The following is a 16,205-nucleotide window of genomic DNA, read 5'->3' on the forward strand; positions in this document are numbered from 1 at the left end:
CTGGGAGGAAGTGAAGAAGAGGCGCCCCTACCCCTCGAGCAGGACGCAGTGCTCCGGCGAGAACGACAGCGTGACCGCCCTGCCTTCGTCGAGCAGCGCCGTCGGCGGGCGGCGGACGATCAGCGCGCCCACCGCGGTGTCGACGACATACTGGACGAAGTCGCCGTGAAACAGGCGCTGGCGCACCGTGCCGGGAACGTGGTTCTCGCCGGGCCTCGCCTCGAGATCGATGTAGGCGGTGCGGACCGCCACCTGGCTTTCCCGGCCATGCGGGCGATGGCCCGCAGTCGTACGCAGCACGTCGCCGCTCGCGGTGGTGAACAGGCCCTCGCCGGTGACCTTGCCTTCGATGAGATTGGCCGAGCCGACGAAATCGGCGACGAACCGGCTGCGCGGCCTGTTGTAGATCGCCTCCGGCGTGCCGATCTGCTCGATCACGCCGACATTCATCACGATCACCCTGTCGGAGATGGCGAGCGCCTCCTCCTGGTCATGGGTGACATAGACCGAGGTGATGTCGAGCCGGTGCTGCAGGTCACGCAACTCGACGCGCATCTCGGCGCGCAGCTTGGCATCGAGGTTGCTGAGCGGCTCGTCGAACAGCACCACCGTCGGCGAGAAGGCGACGGCCCGCGCCAGGGCGACGCGCTGCTGCTGGCCGCCAGACAGCTTCGAGGCCGCCCGCTCGGCGAGGTGGCGCATCTGCACCAGGTCGAGCGCCCGCTCGACATTGGCCTTGATGTCGGCCGCTCCCTGCTTTCGCACGCGCAGGCCGTAGGCCACGTTGTCGAACACCGTCATGTGCGGCCACACGGCATAGGACTGGAAGACCATCGACACGCCGCGCTGCTCGGTCGGGACGTTACGGCGCTGGGCCGCGTCGTACATGGCCTGGCCGTCGATGCGGATGCTGCCGGCGGCCGGCTGTTCCAGGCCGGCAATGGCGCGCAGCGTCGTGGTCTTGCCGCAGCCCGACGGACCAAGCAGGGTCACATGCTCGCCACGCCCGACATCGAAGCTCACGCCGTTCACGGCCACCATGTCGCCGTAGCGGATGACCAGGTCCTTCACCTCGATACGCGTTCCGCTCACGACAACTCCTTGGTCATGCCCCGTGTCAGGCGGAACAGGATCACCAGCGCCACGATCACCGTGAAGGTCTGGATGAGGGCCATCGCCGCGGTAAGCTCGGTGCCGCTCGTGGCAAAGGCATTGACGATCGACGGCGCAATCACCTTCGAGTTCGGCCCCATCAGGAATACCGAGGTCCCGAGCTCGCGCACGCAGGCCATGAAGATCAGCAGCCACGCCGCCAGGACACCGGGCTTGAGCAGCGGCAACGTCACCGTGCGCATCTGGTAGCCCCAGCCGGCCCCGCAGACGCGCGCGCACTCCTCCAGGCTCTTGTCGATCTGCAGCACCACGCCGGCCAGCGTACGCACGCCGAGCGGCAGCATCACGGTGAAATAGGCGAGCGCCAGCAGCCACAGCGTGCCGTAGATCGGAATCGGGATGTTGAGCCACGCCCACAGCAGCGCCAGGCCGAAGACCAGACGCGGCACCGCCCCGGGGAACATCACCAGATACTCGATCGCCCCGCGCCCCTTGAGCTGCGAGCGGTAGATGATCCAGACCAGCACGGACATCACGAGCACGCCCACGCTCGCCACCCCGAAGCCCAGCATCAGGCTGTTGACCATGGCGGTGCGAACCGGCCCCAGCGACAGCGCAGTCTGGTAGTTGGCCAGCGTGAATTGCGCCTGGCTCAGGATGACCGTGGCGAAGCGCTGCAACGAGGTGAAGATCAGCGCGGCGATCGGCAGGATGACGGCCAGAAGGACGTAAAGGCAGCACACCGCCCACAGCACCCAGGCCAGCCGTCCCATGTCCATGGGCCGCGGCCGGAAGGCTTTGCCGGTGATGGTGGCGAAGCTGCCGCCCAGGATCATGCGCCGATAGAAGGTCAACATGAGGAACATGACGACGAACAGCGCCAGGCCCATCGCCGATGCCCGCCCGTAGTCGGGCGGATAGGACAGCGTGGAATCCCAGATCGCCGTCGTGATGACGTAGATGCGGGCGGGAATGCCGATCACGAGGGCGGCGGCAAAGGAGCCCAGCATCTCGGCAAAGACGAACAGCGTGGCGCCCAGCACGCCCGGCATGACCAGCGGCAGGGTCACCGTGAGCATGGTGCGCGCCTTGGAGGCGCCCATGACGCGCGCCGATTCCTCGAGCGCCGGATCCATCGACTTCATCGAGGCGGAGATCATGACGAAGGCAACGGTGCCTTCGAACAGCGCCATGATCCAGGCGATGCCGAAATGGGTGTAGATGTCGGCGATGTCGCCGCTGCCGCCCGCCGCCTTCCACAGCTGATTGGCAAAGCCGCTCTTGGGTCCGGCGATGACCGCCCAGGCGAGCGCGCCGACCAGGGGAGTCATGTAGTACGGCAGCTCCATCAGGCGCTCGAGCTTCTCGCGGCCCGGCACGTTGGTGCGTGTCAGGATCCAGGCCAGCACGAAGCCGATCAGGATCGCCATCACGGTCGCCATCACCGCGATGATCAGGGTGTTCCAGAGGACGTGGATGTCCTCCTCGAAGATCGCGAAGTAGTTCTTGAGGCCGTAGGCTTCCGGCGGAAATGCCAGCGGATCGCCGACGTTCAGCGATGCCTCGACCAGGAAGACCAGCGGCAGGACCACCAGGAAGCCGACAACCAGCAGGATGATCACCGTGGTGATCGCCTGCCAGTTGAAACGCGGCCGCAAAGCCTCCGCGGACTGAAACGTCAAGGCCGGCTCAGCGCCGTGCGCCGACGATGCGGTCCCATTCCTTGGCGAAGTCCGGACGGTCCTTCTCGAAGGCATTCCAGTCCGCCGGGAAGAGCAGCTTCATGTCCTTGAGCGGCACGCTGCCTCCGGGCGCCGGCACGTCCTCACGCGGCGAGTGCAGCAGCAGCGCGTCGGACAGCGCCTGCTGGCCGACCGGCGCCAGGAACCAGTCCATGAACAGCTCGGCCGCGTTGGGATGCGGGCCCTCTGCCACGATGCCGTAGGTCTCCGATACCGCCGGCACGCCCGTCTCGGGGAAGACGAAGGCGAGCGGCGCGCCCTTGGCCTTGAACTCGATATAGCCGGAATACTGCGCACCCATGATGATCTTGTCCTGACCGTCGACCAGGCGGCCGTACTGCTGGACGTAGGAATCGAAGGCGCGCGGCTTGTTCTCGGCGAACTTCTTGAAGTACTCGAGGCCGAGGATCGGCTTCAGCACATACCACACGCCGTGCTGGAGGCCGGAGTTCGAGACCTTGACGTTGATCGCGTCCTTCCACTTCGGATCGAGCAGATCCTCCCACTTCTTGGGCGCCTCGGCCGCCGACACGTTGTTGGGGTTGTAGGCGATGCCCGCCATGATGATCGAGCCCCAGGTCCAGAAGCCCTCGGGAGTGCTCTTGTATTCCGGCTTGAAGGCCGTCATCTGCGGCGACACGTACTGGCGGAAGCCGTTGCGCCGCTGGAAGTCGAGGATCATGCCCATGTCGGAGATCTGGATGACGTCGACCAGGTAGGACTTGGCCTGGCGCTCGGACAGGACCTTTGCATACAGCGCGCCGGCCTGCAGGCGCACGTAGCTGGTCTTGATCTCCGGGAACATCTTGTTGAAGGCGGCCAGCAGCTTGACCTGTCCCTGCTCGGGATCGGTCGAATAGAGAACGAAGGCGCCCTCGGCCTTGGCCTTGTCGACGTCGGCGCAGGTCTTGAACCCGTCCATCTGGCGCGGGTTGTCACAGAGCTTCGGCTTGTTCGGTATCTGCGCCTGGGCATGAGCGGGCGCCCAACCCGTCCAGGCGACGGCGCACGCAGCGACAAGCGCGGTCGTAAGCAGTTTCATTGGTTCCTCCCGATGCACACACGTTGCGGCGAACGTACCGGTCGATGCGGGATGGTTCAATCGCTCTGTTCCGCCGCCTGGGCGAGCACCGCGGTCTCGGCGCCGCTTCCTCCGAACGATCGAGCCTCAAGGGTCAGAGCGCCAGCTCGCGTCCGATCTCGACGACCTTGTCGCGGGGCACGCGGAAATACTCGGTCAGGGGAGCGGAATTCCGCTGAAGGAAGGCGTAGATCCCTTCGATGAAGCGCGGCAGGCCAGCGCCGTCCTCGCGCGCCACGATCTGCTCGTGCGCGACATAGTAGGTCACGTCGGCCGGATCGAAGGCGTAGCCCAGCGCATGCACCCGCCACAGCAGGGCCGGGATGTCCGGGCGCTCCATGAAGCCGAATTGCACGTTGGCGCGCCAGACGCGCGGCGCGATCTCGTGGATGTCCACGTGGCTGCCCAGCGGCACGTAGGGTATCGACGCCGTGGCCACGTCGAGGATGAAAACGGCCTCGTGCAGAGACCGATTGTTCTTGAGATGCCACAACAGGATGGGCGGCGCGACGTAGTCCGAGCGAGCCAGGAACGCGGCCGTGCCGGGCACCCGCGGGAAGTGCCCCGCGGTGAGGCGTTCGAGGATCTCGCTGTCGCGCACCGCCTGGGCTCGCCGCAGCCGCTGGGCAGCCGAGGCGCCGGCGCGGAAGATCACCATCAGGCCATACACCAGGAAGCCGAGCGCGAGCGGCACCCATCCGCCCTGCAGCACCTTGGCGAGATTGGCCGAGAGGAAACCCAAATCGACGATGGCAAGCGCACCGGCCACGCTGCCGGCCACCAGCCAGCTCCAGCCCCGGACCTCGCGCATGGCAAGCAGCAGCAGCAGCGTGGTGATCAGCATCGTCCCCGACACGGCAATGCCGTAGGCCGCGGCGAGGCGACTTGAGCTGCCGAAGCCGACGGTCAGGCCGAGCGTCGCCAGCATCAGCAGCCAGTTGACCGACGGCACGTAGATCTGGCCATAGCCCGCAGCCGAGGTCTGCACGATGCGCAAGCGCGGCAACCAGCCGAGCTGCACGGCCTGTCGCGTCATGGAGAACGCGCCGGTGATGATCGACTGGCTGGCGATGATGGTGGCGACGGTGGCCAGCACCACGAGCGGCACCAGGAGCGGCTTGGGGCACAGGCGGAAGAAGATGTTGTCGTCGGTCGGCACACCGGCCAGGACGATCGCCGCCTGGCCGGCATAATTGAGCACCAGCGCGGGAAACACCAGGAACGTCCAGGCCAGCCGGATCGGGCGGCGTCCGAAGTGACCCATGTCGGCGTAGAGCGCTTCCGCCCCGGTGACGCACAGGAACACGCCCCCCAGCAGCAGGAAGGCCCGGCTGCCGCCCGACAGCAGGAACTCCACGCCGTATGCCGGATTGAGCGCCACCAGGACCGAGGGATGCCGGGCGATGCCCCAGACGCCGAGCAGGCCGATCGTGACGAACCACAACGCCATGATCGGGCCGAAGAAGATGCCGATGCGCGCCGTGCCCTGGCGCTGGACCGCGAACAGCCCGAGCAGGATCACCACGGCGGCCGGAAGCACGTAGTGCTGCAGATCGGGCGCTATGACATTGGTTCCTTCGAGTGCCGACAGGACCGAGATCGCGGGTGTTATCGCGCCGTCGCCGTAGATCAGTGCCGCGCCGAACAGGCCGACGAGGATGATCACCGAACGGTTGCGATGGCGCACGCCGAGCAGCGACATCAACGCCAGGATTCCGCCCTCGCCTTCGTTGTCGACGCTCATCGCCAGGCCGACGTACTTGATCGAGGTGACGAGGATCAGCGTCCAGACGATCAGCGACAGCGCGCCCAGTGTCGTTGCCGGGGCAGGATGATCGCCGTTGAGATCGAGCACGGTCTTGAAGGTGTAGAGGGGGCTGGTGCCGATGTCGCCGAACACGACGCCCAGCGCCGCCAGGCTGAGGCCTGCCAGGCTGGCGTCCCGAACCGGGCGCCTCGGCGTGCCCTTCCCCAAAGTGCCGGCAGCGTCGCGCTGGTGCTGAATGGTCTGGTCCCCCGAAGCCGCAGCCAACCTAGGTCAGGCGTGCGGTCGGCGGCAACAATGGCGGTCGAGGAAGTTCGTCACTCATGCTTCACAATTCGGGCTCAACGCCGGGAGCGCTAGTCCGCGGCGTACCGCGCCGGCTGCGTCACGTATCCGTGCGCGACATCGCTCGCGAGCGCTGCCGGATCGCGCAGCTTGGGGTCGCCATGGCCGCCGCCGCCGGGGGTTCCGAGAGCAACCGTATCGCCCTTGCGCAGCACGTACTGCTTCTTGGGATCGGTCTTCTCGCCGTTGATGCGCAGCTCGCCGGGCGCGCCGTCCTGGCCGCCTTCGATGCCGAAGGCGGGGAAGAGGGTGCGCTCGGCGAGGAAGGAGACGGCGATCGGCGTGTCGCTGCGGCTCTCGATCAGGATCTCCTGGCCCAGCCCGCCGCGATGGCGGCCGGCGCCGCCCGAATCGGGCCGCAGCCGCTTGTAGTGGAAACGCAGCGGCGCGATGTGCTCGCTGATCTCGATCGCGGTCGATGACACATTGGACGGCCACGACAGGCAGGTGATGCCGTCGCCCCGCGTATTGCCGCCCATGCCGCCGTTGTAGAAGAACATGTTGGCGTAGGGCTTGCCCCCGCCCTTCCCGTCGTCGCGCACGCCCGACTGGTTCATGCCCCACATCGGCGAGCCGCAGGCGGCCATCACGCGCTCCGGCACGATCTGGCCGAGGCAGCCGAACACCAGCATCGGCACGTAATGGCCGATCAGCATGCGCGACCCGCCCGGCGCGGGGAACTGCGGATTGACGATCGAGCCCTCGGGCGCCTTGAGCGTGATCGGCCGCCAGGCGCCCTCATTGTTGGGCAGGGTGGGGCTGGTGCAGACCTTGACCCCGTACATCGCCATGGCGTTGGTGTAGCAAAGCGCGCAATTGATGGCGCGATCGACCTGGCGGTCGGTGCCGGCGAAATCCATCTCGATCTCGTCGCCCCTGATGGTGAGCGCCATCTTCATAGTGATGGGCGTCTCCATCAGCCCATCGGTCTTGAGCTCGCTATGGTAGGTACCGTCGGGCAACGCGCGGATCGCCGCGCGCATCGCCGCCTCGCAGCGGCCCTGGATCTCGCGCGCGAGATCGGTGAGATCGGGCAGGCCGTAGCTTTCCATCAACACCCGCAAACGGTCTTCCATCAGGTCGAGGGCCACGACCTGCGCCCACAGGTCGCCCATCGTCTGGTCCGGCGTGCGCACGTTCTTGCGGATGATGGCGACCAGCGTCTCGTCGGTCTTGCCGGCGGCGATCATCTTCATCGGCGGAATCTGCAGCCCTTCCTCGAAGACCTCGCGCGGCTCGGGGCTCCTGATCTTGCCGCCGATATCGGGCGCATGCGCCGTGGTGGCGCTGAAGGCGACCAGCCGGCCGTCGCGGAAGATCGGCTTGGCCAGCGTGATGTCCGGCAGATGTCCGGTGCCGAGCCAGATGTCGTTTGTGATCAGCACGTCGCCCGGCGCCAGCTGGTCGGGCGGGAAGAAACGCAGAAAATGCTTCACCGTCTCGGGCAGCGTGCCGATGAAGCTCGGGATGCTCTCGCTCGCCTGCACCAGCGACTGGCCCGTCGCGTCGGTGATGACGCAAGAGAAATCGTAGCTCTCGCGCACCAGGGTCGAGAAGCTGGTGCGCACCATGGCCGCCGCCGCCTCGTCGACCATGGAGATCAGGCGGCGCCACAGCAGTTCCAGCTCGATCGGATCGAACGTACGGGCCATCAGCCGACCTCCGCCAGGATGGAGCCGTCGGCCAGCAGGCGCGCCGTGGCGCCCGGTCCGACGATGAACGTGCTTTCGTCTTCCTCGAACACCGCCGGTCCGTCGATACTGGCGCCCGGCTGCAGGGCGTAGCGGTCCCACACATTGGTGGGCACGGTCTGCCCGGCATCGGGGAAGAACACCGGCCGCGTGCCCTTGAGCGCGTTGGTCGCGGGATGACGCGGCAGCGCGAGCGCGCCGCCGCTACCGGGCATCGGCGCGCTGAGCGACAGACGCAGAGCGACAAACTGGATTGCGGCACCGGGCGGCGTGCGGGCGAACAGCGCCTTGTAGGCCGCCTCGAAGGCCGCCTTCACGCCGGCCTCGTCGAGCGATCGCGGCAAGGCGATGGTGATCTCGCTGCCCTGCCCGACATAGCGCATGTCGGCGAGGTGCTGCACGGCGCGGCTCTCGATCTCCGCGCCGGTGAGATGGAGGATGTCGAGCGACTCCTTCTCCAGGTCGTCGAACACCCGCTTGACGGCGGCGAAGTCGGCGCCGGCCAAGGGCACATTGAAGCTCGCGACCCGGTCGACGCGCGCCGGCGCCATCAGCATGCCGATGGTGCTGCCCGCGCCGGCGCCCGGCGGACAGACGACGCGCTTGACGCCGAGCTTGCGCGCCACGTGCCAGGCGTGGACCGGCCCTGCGCCGCCGGTCGCCAGCAAGGCATATTCGGACGGGATGCGGCCGCGCTCGGCGATGGCAACGCGGGCCGCGCCCGCCATGTTCTCGTTGACGACGTCGTGGACGCCGAAAGCGGCCCGCGCCGGCTCGACCTCGAGCGCGCTGGCCAGCCTGCCGAAAGCCGCGTCGCTCGCCGCCCGATCGATCGGCATGGCGCCACCCAGAAAGAAGTCGGCATCGAGATAGCCCAGCGACAGATCGGCATCGGTGACGGTGGCGTCGCTGCCGCCGCGGCCGTAGCAGGCCGGCCCGGGCTGCGCGCCGCTGCTCTCCGGCCCGACATTGAGCGTGCCGAGCTCCGACTTGCGCGCGATCGAGCCGCCGCCGGCGCCGATCTCGATCAGCTCGACCGTGGCGATCTGGATGGGGAGACCGGAACCGCGCAAAAAACGCTTCTCGCGCGCCGCCTCGAAGCCGTAGGCGACCAAGGGCTCGCCACTGTCGACCAGGGCGAGCTTGGCCGTGGTGCCGCCCATATCGAAGGCAAGCACGCGCTCCAGCCCGGCGTTGCGGCCGAACCAGGCGCCGGCCAGGGCCCCGGCCGCCGGACCGCTTTCCAGCAACTGCACTGGCGCGCGCTTGGCCTCGCTGACATGGGTCAGGCCGCCGTTCGACAACATGAGGAACAGGCCGCCGGGAATGCCTTCGGCGCGCAGCGCCTGCTCCAGCCGCTCGAGATAGATCTCGGCCAGCGGGCGGACATAGGCATTGGCCACCGTCGTGCTGGCCCGCAGGTACTCGCGCATCTCGGGCGCGATGTCGGACGACAGCGAGATCGAGAGGTTCTGGAAGCGCTCGGCGATGGCGGCGCCGACGGCGCGTTCGTGTGCCGGATTGGCGTAGGCGTGCAGGAAGCAGACGGCGAGGCTCTCGACGCCCTCGGCGACCAGCTCGGCGACCTCGCCGAGCGCGGCCGCCGTATCGATCGGAATTTCGACGCTGCCGTCGGGCGCCAGCCGCTCCCTCGCCTCGCGCCGCCACGACCGCGCGACCAGCGGCCTGGGCATCTCGATGAAGAGGTCATAGAGCTCGTACTTGCGCTCCCGCCCGATCTCGAGCACGTCGCGGAATCCCGCTGTCGTCAGCAATCCGGTCTTCGCGCCCTTGCGCTCGATCAGGGCGTTGGTGAACAGCGTGGTGGCGTGAACGACACGGCCGATCTCGCTCGCACCGACGCCGGCTTTCGCCAGCACCTTGCGGGTGCCCTCGATGGCGCCGCGCGCGGGATCGTCCGGTGTCGTGCTCTCCTTCCAGATGACCGCGCGGCCGGTGCGCGGGTCGTGGATGACCAGGTCGGTGAAAGTGCCCCCGATGTCGATGCCGAGGGAAAGCGGTGCGGTACTCATTCGGCGCGGATATTGCCCTGCTTCACCACCTTCGCCCAGCGCTCGCGGTCGCGCAGGATGTTAGCCTTGAAGGCGGGGCCGTCCTGCGGAACGGCGACGAGGCCGCGCGCCGCCAGCAGGGGCGCCGTGGCGGGATCGTTGATTGCATCGAGGAAGAGCGTGCTGAGGCCAGTCGCAATGTCGGTGGGCAGCCCGGCCGGGCCGACCAGGCCGAACCAGTTGTTGATGTCGAGCGTCGGGATGTCCGTGGTGAGCAGTGGCAGGTCGGGTGCCATCGGGTTGGGACGCGACGACGCAAGCGCCAACGCATTCACTTGGCCGCTTCTGACCTGCCCGATGATCTCCGAGACATTGGCGAAGAAGATATCGATCTGACCTGCCGCGACATCGGCGATCGCCGGGGCGCCGCCGCGGTAGGGCACGTGCAGCAGCTTGAGCCCGCCGGCCTCGGCGGCAAACAGCTCGGCGCCCAGCTGATTGGTCGAGCCGTTGCCGGTCGAGCCATAGGTCACCTTGCCGGGGTTCTCCCTGGCATAGGCGATCAGCTCGGCAACGGTCTTGTAGGGCGCGGTGGGCCGGGCGATCAGCGCCATCGGCACGCCGACCAGGTTGCACAGCGGCAGCAGCTCCTTGTCGAGATCGAGCGGGATCTGCGATCCCGGCACGACGGGCGCCACGGCGAGCGACCCCATGATGCCGATGCCGACCGTGTAGCCGTCAGGCGCCGCGTTGGCGACTGCCTTCAGCGCAATGAACCCCAGCGCACCGGTCTTGCTGTCGACGACCACGGTCTGGCCGGTGCGACGTTGGATTGCCTCGCCGACGATCCGCGCCGCGATATCGGCCGTCCCGCCCGGCGCGAAACCGACGATGATGTGGATCGGCTGCTTCGGCTGCCATTGCGCCGCGACCGGCGCAGCAGCGAGCAGCAGCGGACTTGCGAGAACTGTCCTGCGAAGCATGCAACGACTCCCCCCCTCGAGACTCATGCTCTTCTGGACCGCGGGCGTCCCACCCGCTCTATCTCATGAGCGGGCGGGAGCCCGCGGTCCAGATATGAGCATCCCTGTTGCAACGCTCCCGCAAGCGCCGCGCCGGGTCAAGGTGTCGCCCCGCGCTTGTGGTGCGACGCGCTTCGGCTAGTCTCCGCGCCGCATGCCCCTGACCCGCCCCGCCGCCGACGTCTGGTCCCTGCTTTCCGACGTGGCAGAAGAGACTCCGACCGCGACGGCCTTCATTCACGGCGAACGACATTTGAGCTTCGCCGACTTGCTCGACCGCGCCGCGCGCGTGGCGCAAGGCCTGGCCGACCTTGGCGTCGGCCCCGGCGATCGCGTGGCGCTGTGGCTGCCCAATATTCTCGCCTATCCAATCGTCTACTTCGCCTGTGCCCGGCTCGGCGCCATCGCGGTCGCGGTCAACACGCGCTACCGCGCCGTCGAGGTCGCCGACATCGTCGGGCGCTCGGGCGCCAAAGTCCTGGCCTGCGCACCGGCTTTCCGCCGCATCGACTTCCTGTCGATCCTGGCCGACGTCGATCCGGCCGCACTCGCCGGCCTCGCCGCCCTGGTGACGGTCGGCGAGGAACCGGCGACCATTCCGCCGGCCATCGAGAATCTGCGGCGCGTGCCGTTCGACCGCCTGCTGTCGCGCCCGCCGCTTGCCGCCAACCACGCGATGGCCAAGGCGCCGTGCAACATCTTCACGACGTCCGGCACCACCAGCGCGCCCAAGTTCGTGCTGCATCGCCAGGGCGCGATTTCGAGCCACGCCCAGCAGGTGGCGCGCATCTTCGGGTTCGCCGCGCCGGAGACGGTGACCTTGTCGATCCTCCCGCTGTGCGGCGTGTTCGGCTTCGACCAGACGATGGCGACGCTCGCCGCCGGCAAACCGTGCGTTCTGGTCGAGTCCTACGAGATCGACGAGCTGGCGCGCCTGATCGAGCGTCACCGGCCGACCACGCTGTTCGGCAGCGACGACATGTACGCCCGCCTGCTCGAGGTGGTGCCCGGCGAGCGGCCGATGCCGTCGGTCAAATGGGCGGGCTACGCCGCGTTCAACGCGGCGCTCGCCAACCTGCCCGAGCAGGCGGAGAAGCGCGGTCTGCTGCTGTGCGGCCTCTACGGCATGAGCGAGGTCCAGGCGCTCTATGCGCGCCAGCCGATCGACGCCGATACGGCGCGGCGCAAGATCGGCGGCGGCGTGGTCGTATCGCCGCTCGCCCATGTCCGCGTGCGCGACCCGGAGCGCGGCACGCTGCTCGGCGTCGGCGAGCCCGGCGAACTGGAATGCGCCGGTCCGTCGCTGATGGTAGGCTACTATGGCAACGACGCAGCGACGGCCAAGGCAATAACCGCCGACGGCTACGTCCGCACCGGCGACCTCGCGGAGCTCGACGCTTTTGGCGGCTTCACCTTCCTGAGCCGCATGGGCGACGTGCTGCGGCTGTCGGGTTTCCTGGTCAACCCGCAGGAGATCGAGAGCCACGTCCAGAAGCTCGCCGGCATCGCCAACTGCCAGACCATCGCCGTCGCGCGCCCGGAAGGCGTACGTGCGGTGTCGTTCGTCATCCTCGACGCCGGCACGCCGCTCGACGAGCCCGCCATCATCGCCCACTGCCGGCGCGGACTCGCCAACTACAAGGTGCCGCTGCGCGTCCTCGCCATCGACGATTTCCCCAAGACCCCCTCGCCCAACGGCTTCAAGATCCAGCGCAACAAGCTGCGCGAGCTCGCAGAAGCGGAGCTGAGCCGGCGCTCCTCTTCATGACTGGACCGCGGGCGTCTCGCCCGCTCATCATCCCAGGATGACCTGCTAAGGCTGGCATTCGCGAGGCTATCTGTATCTGCCGCATTTCGGCTCGGCCGAAGCCATCCACGTTCACGCTGTCGTCGAGCCCGTCGCCGGCAGCACTCCGAGCGCTATCGCCCGGGGTCCGCATCAGATCATGACATGAGCGGGCGGGGCGCGCGCGGTCCAGGATGAGCATACCCGCGGCTGCCGTCACCTCCAGAGCTGCTTGCTCGCGATCGCCGCCCCCTGGGCCAGCGTCTCGAGCTTGGCCCAGGCGATGTCGCGATGGACGCGGCCGCCGAGACCGCAATCGGTCGAGGCGATGACGCGTTCACGGCCGACCAGGTTGGTGAAACGGCCGATCCGTTCGGCGACCAGCTCCGGATGCTCGACCACGTTGGTGGCGTGGCTCACCACGCCGGGCAGGATCAGCTTGTCGCCCGGCAGCTTCGTGTCCTGCCACACCGCCCATTCGTGCTCGTGCCGCACGTTGCCGGCCTCGAAGGAGTAGGCGCCGGCGTTGATCTTCAGCATCAGCCCGACGATCTCCCGCATCGGAACGTCGGTCGTGTGCGGCCCGTGCCAGCTTCCCCAGCAGAGATGGAAGCGGATGCGATCCTGCGGCAGGCCACGCAGCGCGTGGTTCAGCGCCTCGATCCTGGGCATGGTGAACGTGCGATACTCCTCGGCCGTCGGCTCGGGGTTGATCTGGTCGAAGTTCTCGGCAATGGCCGGGTCGTCGATCTGCAGCACCAGGCCGGCCTCGATGATCGCCTTGTATTCCTCGCGCATGGCGTCGGCGCAGGCGAACACGAATTCGTCGTCGCTCTTGTAGTGCTCGTTGCCGATGCGCGCGCAGCTCGCCGGCCCGATCGATGTCATGAAGCCTTCGCTGACGTTGCTGGCGGCAAGGGCAGCCTTGAAGTTGGCGATATCGGCGGCGATTGCCTGGTGGCCGGTATAGCTGATCGGCCCGACGCAGAACGGCCAGTCGTGGGCTCGCGGTCCAGTCGACACGCCTGATTCGGGATCGCCGTACGCCGTGGCGAAGCGCTGGCGGTCGCGCCGGTCGGCGAAGCTCGACAGCACGGTGTTGCCCGGCGTCGAGCGCCTGGACGGCATGTCGTAGAGGCCGAGGCCCTTGACCTGCAAATTGGCCAGCCGGGTGAAGGAGTAGCTCCACCAGGCACGGTAGTTGATCTTGTGGCCCATCGACTTGCCGTATTCACCATCGCCCGGCACGGTGATGCCAGCAGCAGCCTGGCGACGCACGACATCGGCAACCGATCCGGTGAGCTTTTTCTGGAAGGACGCTTCGTCGACGGTGCCCGCCTCGCGCCTGGCGTTGGCCTCGATCAGATCGTCGGGCCGCGGCAGGCTTCCGCCGTGGCTCGTGAGGATGCGATCGCTGCTGGCCTTCATGACTAGCGTCCCTTGAACGTGGCCGGCTTGCGCTTCTCGGCAAAGGCGCGCGCAGCCTCCTGGAAATCCTCGCTGAGATAAAGCTTCTCCGGCGCGCCCATGAACATCACCTCGCGGCTCAGCCTATCCATGTAGTGCCGCCGCATCCGTACGGTCGAGCGCACGCTGAGCGGCGGGTTCTTCAGCACCTCCTCCGCAAGCCCGCGCGCCACCTCGAGGTACTTGCCTTTGGGCGCCACGCGATTGATCAGGTTGGCACGGAACGCCTCTTCCGCGGTGAAGAAGCGGCCGGTCAACGCCGCCTCCATGGTGAACGCACCGCCGCCACGATAGTGCATCAGCGCCCAATACTTGCCCGCTCCCAGTCCGCGCGAGGTCTCGGTGATCTGGAACTGGGTCCCTTCCTCGGCGACGATCAGGTCGCACTCCAGCACGATGCCGACCGACAGACCGAGCACATAGCCGTGCGGCGCGGCGATGACCGGCTTCCAGTTCACCGCCTTGGTGAGCAGGTCGGCCGAATGCGTGCCCCGGCCCTGCGGCCCGCCGAGCTTGAGGAACTCCTCACGGCTGCGCAGCTGGCGCTGATGGACGTCGGCGCCGCTCGAGAAGGCGCGGCCGTTGCCGCACAGGATGGCGATCTCGGCATCGCTGTCGCTGTCGAAGCGATGCAGCGCGTCGCCCAGCACGCCGACCAGCTCGTCGCTGAAAGCGTTGAGCTTCTCCGGGCGGTTCAGCGTCAGTGTCACGATCCGGCCGTCCCGCTCATAGTTCACGAGCGCCATCATTTCCCCCTTTGAGGTTGCGTTTCGGACCGCCATGCTAGCCGACAAGATCAGGAGGAAACCATGACAACCATCCGCTTGGCGGCCACGGCGTCGCTGGCGCTGGTGCTGCTGGCCGGCGAGGCTGTGGCCCAGAAGAAATACGATCCGGGCGCCAGCGATACCGAGATCAAGCTCGGCCAGACCATGCCCTACAGCGGGCCCCTGTCCGGCTTCATCACCCTCGCCAAGGCCGAGCTCGCTTACTTCCAGATGATCAACGATCAGGGCGGGGTGAATGGGCGCAAGATCACCATGATATCCCTCGACGACGGCTTCAGCCCGCCCAAGACGGTCGAGCAGACTCGACGGCTGGTCGAGCAGGACCAGGTGCTCGCCCTCTCCGGTTCGCTCGGCACGTCGACCAACGCCGCGGTCCAGAAATACCTCAACAGCAAGAAAGTGCCGCAGCTCTTCCTTGCCAGCGGGGCGAGCCGCTGGAACGACCCGGAGAATTTTCCCTACACCATGACCTTGACGCCGATCTACCAGGCGGAGGCGCGCATCTATGCGGCGTACATGCTGAAGGAAGTCAAGGATCCCAAGGTCGCCGTGCTCTACCAGAACGATGATTTCGGCAAGGATTTCCTCAAGGGATTCCGCGACCGCCTGGGCGACAAGGCCGCCGCCGTGATGGCGCGCGAGGTCAGCTACGAGGTCACCGACGCCACCGTCGATTCGCAGATCATCGACCTCGCCTCGACCAAGGCCAACGTCTTCCTCAACATCACGACGCCAAAGTTCGCGGTGCAGGCGATCCGCAAGGCGCACGAGCTGGGCTGGAGGCCGATGCAGTTCATCGACAACCCGGCGGCGTCGATCGGCATCGTCATGCGGCCGGCCGGCATCGAGGCGTCGAAGGGCATCATATCGGCGGCCTTCGTGAAGGACCCGACCGATCCGCAGTACAAGGACGACCCCGAGTTCCTGACCTGGGTCGCCTGGATGAAGAAGTACTATCCGGCCGGCAGCCTCGAGGACCCGCAGAACGTGGTGGGCTACGTGCAGGCGCAGGCGATGGTGCAGGTCCTCAAGCAGTGTGGCGACACCCTGACCCGCGAGAACGTCATGCGCCAGGCCGCCAACCTGAAGGACTTCCATCCCGCCATGCTGCTCAAGGGCATCAACATGACGACCAGCCCGACCGACTATCAGCCGATGGAGGAGATGGCCCTGCAGCGCTTCAACGGCGAGCGCTTCGAGGTATTCGGCGGGCTGCTGAGCGCGCGGTTCGATTGAGGCGCATGAAGAAAGGTTGTGGATTCTCGTTTGAAGTGCAACAGTTTTGAGAAGACCTCAGCGGGAGTGTGGAAGTCCAGGCATTTTCGAGGCGTGTGATTGTAGGCGTGGATGAAGCGAGCGATGTCTTTGGGTTTGACGGCCTTAAGATCAGTGG

Annotated in this window: 11 protein-coding genes; 2 read left to right on the top strand and 9 right to left on the bottom strand. The window is 67.2% G+C overall.

Annotation, left to right across the window (positions count from 1 at the left end; translation table 11 throughout):
* Positions 1 to 27 precede the first annotated feature (27 nt).
* The 7 genes from ACILR9_RS36515 to ACILR9_RS36545 form a co-directional block, all read right to left on the bottom strand.
* Entirely contained in the window at positions 28 to 1,092 is a 1,065-nt protein-coding gene (locus ACILR9_RS36515) for an ABC transporter ATP-binding protein (protein WP_395714913.1), read from the bottom strand.
* Positions 1,089 to 2,795 (bottom strand): ABC transporter permease, encoded by a 1,707-nt coding sequence (locus ACILR9_RS36520; RefSeq protein WP_395714914.1) that lies wholly within the window; start codon positions 2,793 to 2,795, stop codon positions 1,089 to 1,091. The genes ACILR9_RS36515 and ACILR9_RS36520 overlap by 4 nt, the downstream gene beginning before the upstream one ends.
* A gap of 7 nt (positions 2,796 to 2,802) precedes the next feature.
* Positions 2,803 to 3,897 carry an ABC transporter substrate-binding protein gene (locus ACILR9_RS36525; protein WP_395714915.1) on the bottom strand — a complete coding sequence of 365 codons (1,095 nt, stop codon included), beginning with the start codon at positions 3,895 to 3,897 and terminating at the stop codon, positions 2,803 to 2,805.
* 133 nt (positions 3,898 to 4,030) lie between these two features.
* Positions 4,031 to 5,968, bottom strand: coding sequence for a potassium transporter Kup (locus ACILR9_RS36530; protein WP_395714916.1), 1,938 nt, complete (start codon positions 5,966 to 5,968; stop codon positions 4,031 to 4,033).
* 89 nt (positions 5,969 to 6,057) lie between these two features.
* Positions 6,058 to 7,698, bottom strand: a complete 1,641-nt coding sequence (locus ACILR9_RS36535; protein ID WP_395714917.1) for a hydantoinase B/oxoprolinase family protein — start codon at positions 7,696 to 7,698, stop codon at positions 6,058 to 6,060.
* Positions 7,698 to 9,770 (bottom strand): hydantoinase/oxoprolinase family protein, encoded by a 2,073-nt coding sequence (locus tag ACILR9_RS36540; RefSeq protein ID WP_395714918.1) that lies wholly within the window; start codon positions 9,768 to 9,770, stop codon positions 7,698 to 7,700. Before ACILR9_RS36540 ends, ACILR9_RS36535 begins: the two co-directional genes overlap by 1 nt.
* Complete coding sequence (locus ACILR9_RS36545) at positions 9,767 to 10,732, bottom strand: Bug family tripartite tricarboxylate transporter substrate binding protein (protein WP_395714919.1); 966 nt, start codon at positions 10,730 to 10,732, stop codon at positions 9,767 to 9,769. Before ACILR9_RS36545 ends, ACILR9_RS36540 begins: the two co-directional genes overlap by 4 nt.
* A gap of 193 nt (positions 10,733 to 10,925) precedes the next feature.
* Here ACILR9_RS36545 and ACILR9_RS36550 point away from each other — a divergent pair, with 193 nt between their 5' ends.
* Positions 10,926 to 12,539, top strand: coding sequence for an AMP-binding protein (locus ACILR9_RS36550; RefSeq protein WP_395714920.1), 1,614 nt, complete (start codon positions 10,926 to 10,928; stop codon positions 12,537 to 12,539).
* Between the two features lie 234 nt (positions 12,540 to 12,773).
* Here the strand turns inward: ACILR9_RS36550 and ACILR9_RS36555 are convergent, their stop codons facing one another.
* The gene (locus ACILR9_RS36555; RefSeq protein WP_395714921.1) at positions 12,774 to 13,985 is read right to left on the bottom strand and encodes a cobalamin-independent methionine synthase II family protein; all 1,212 of its coding nucleotides are present in this window, start codon (positions 13,983 to 13,985) and stop codon (positions 12,774 to 12,776) included.
* A 2-nt stretch (positions 13,986 to 13,987) separates the two neighbouring features.
* Entirely contained in the window at positions 13,988 to 14,761 is a 774-nt protein-coding gene (locus tag ACILR9_RS36560) for an enoyl-CoA hydratase/isomerase family protein (protein WP_395714922.1), read from the bottom strand.
* Between the two features lie 72 nt (positions 14,762 to 14,833).
* Here ACILR9_RS36560 and ACILR9_RS36565 point away from each other — a divergent pair, with 72 nt between their 5' ends.
* Positions 14,834 to 16,048 carry an ABC transporter substrate-binding protein gene (locus ACILR9_RS36565; protein ID WP_395714923.1) on the top strand — a complete coding sequence of 405 codons (1,215 nt, stop codon included), beginning with the start codon at positions 14,834 to 14,836 and terminating at the stop codon, positions 16,046 to 16,048.
* Positions 16,049 to 16,205: the final 157 nt, after the last annotated feature.

This window comes from Reyranella sp. (genome assembly GCF_044224635.1).
GTDB lineage: Bacteria > Pseudomonadota > Alphaproteobacteria > Reyranellales > Reyranellaceae > Reyranella.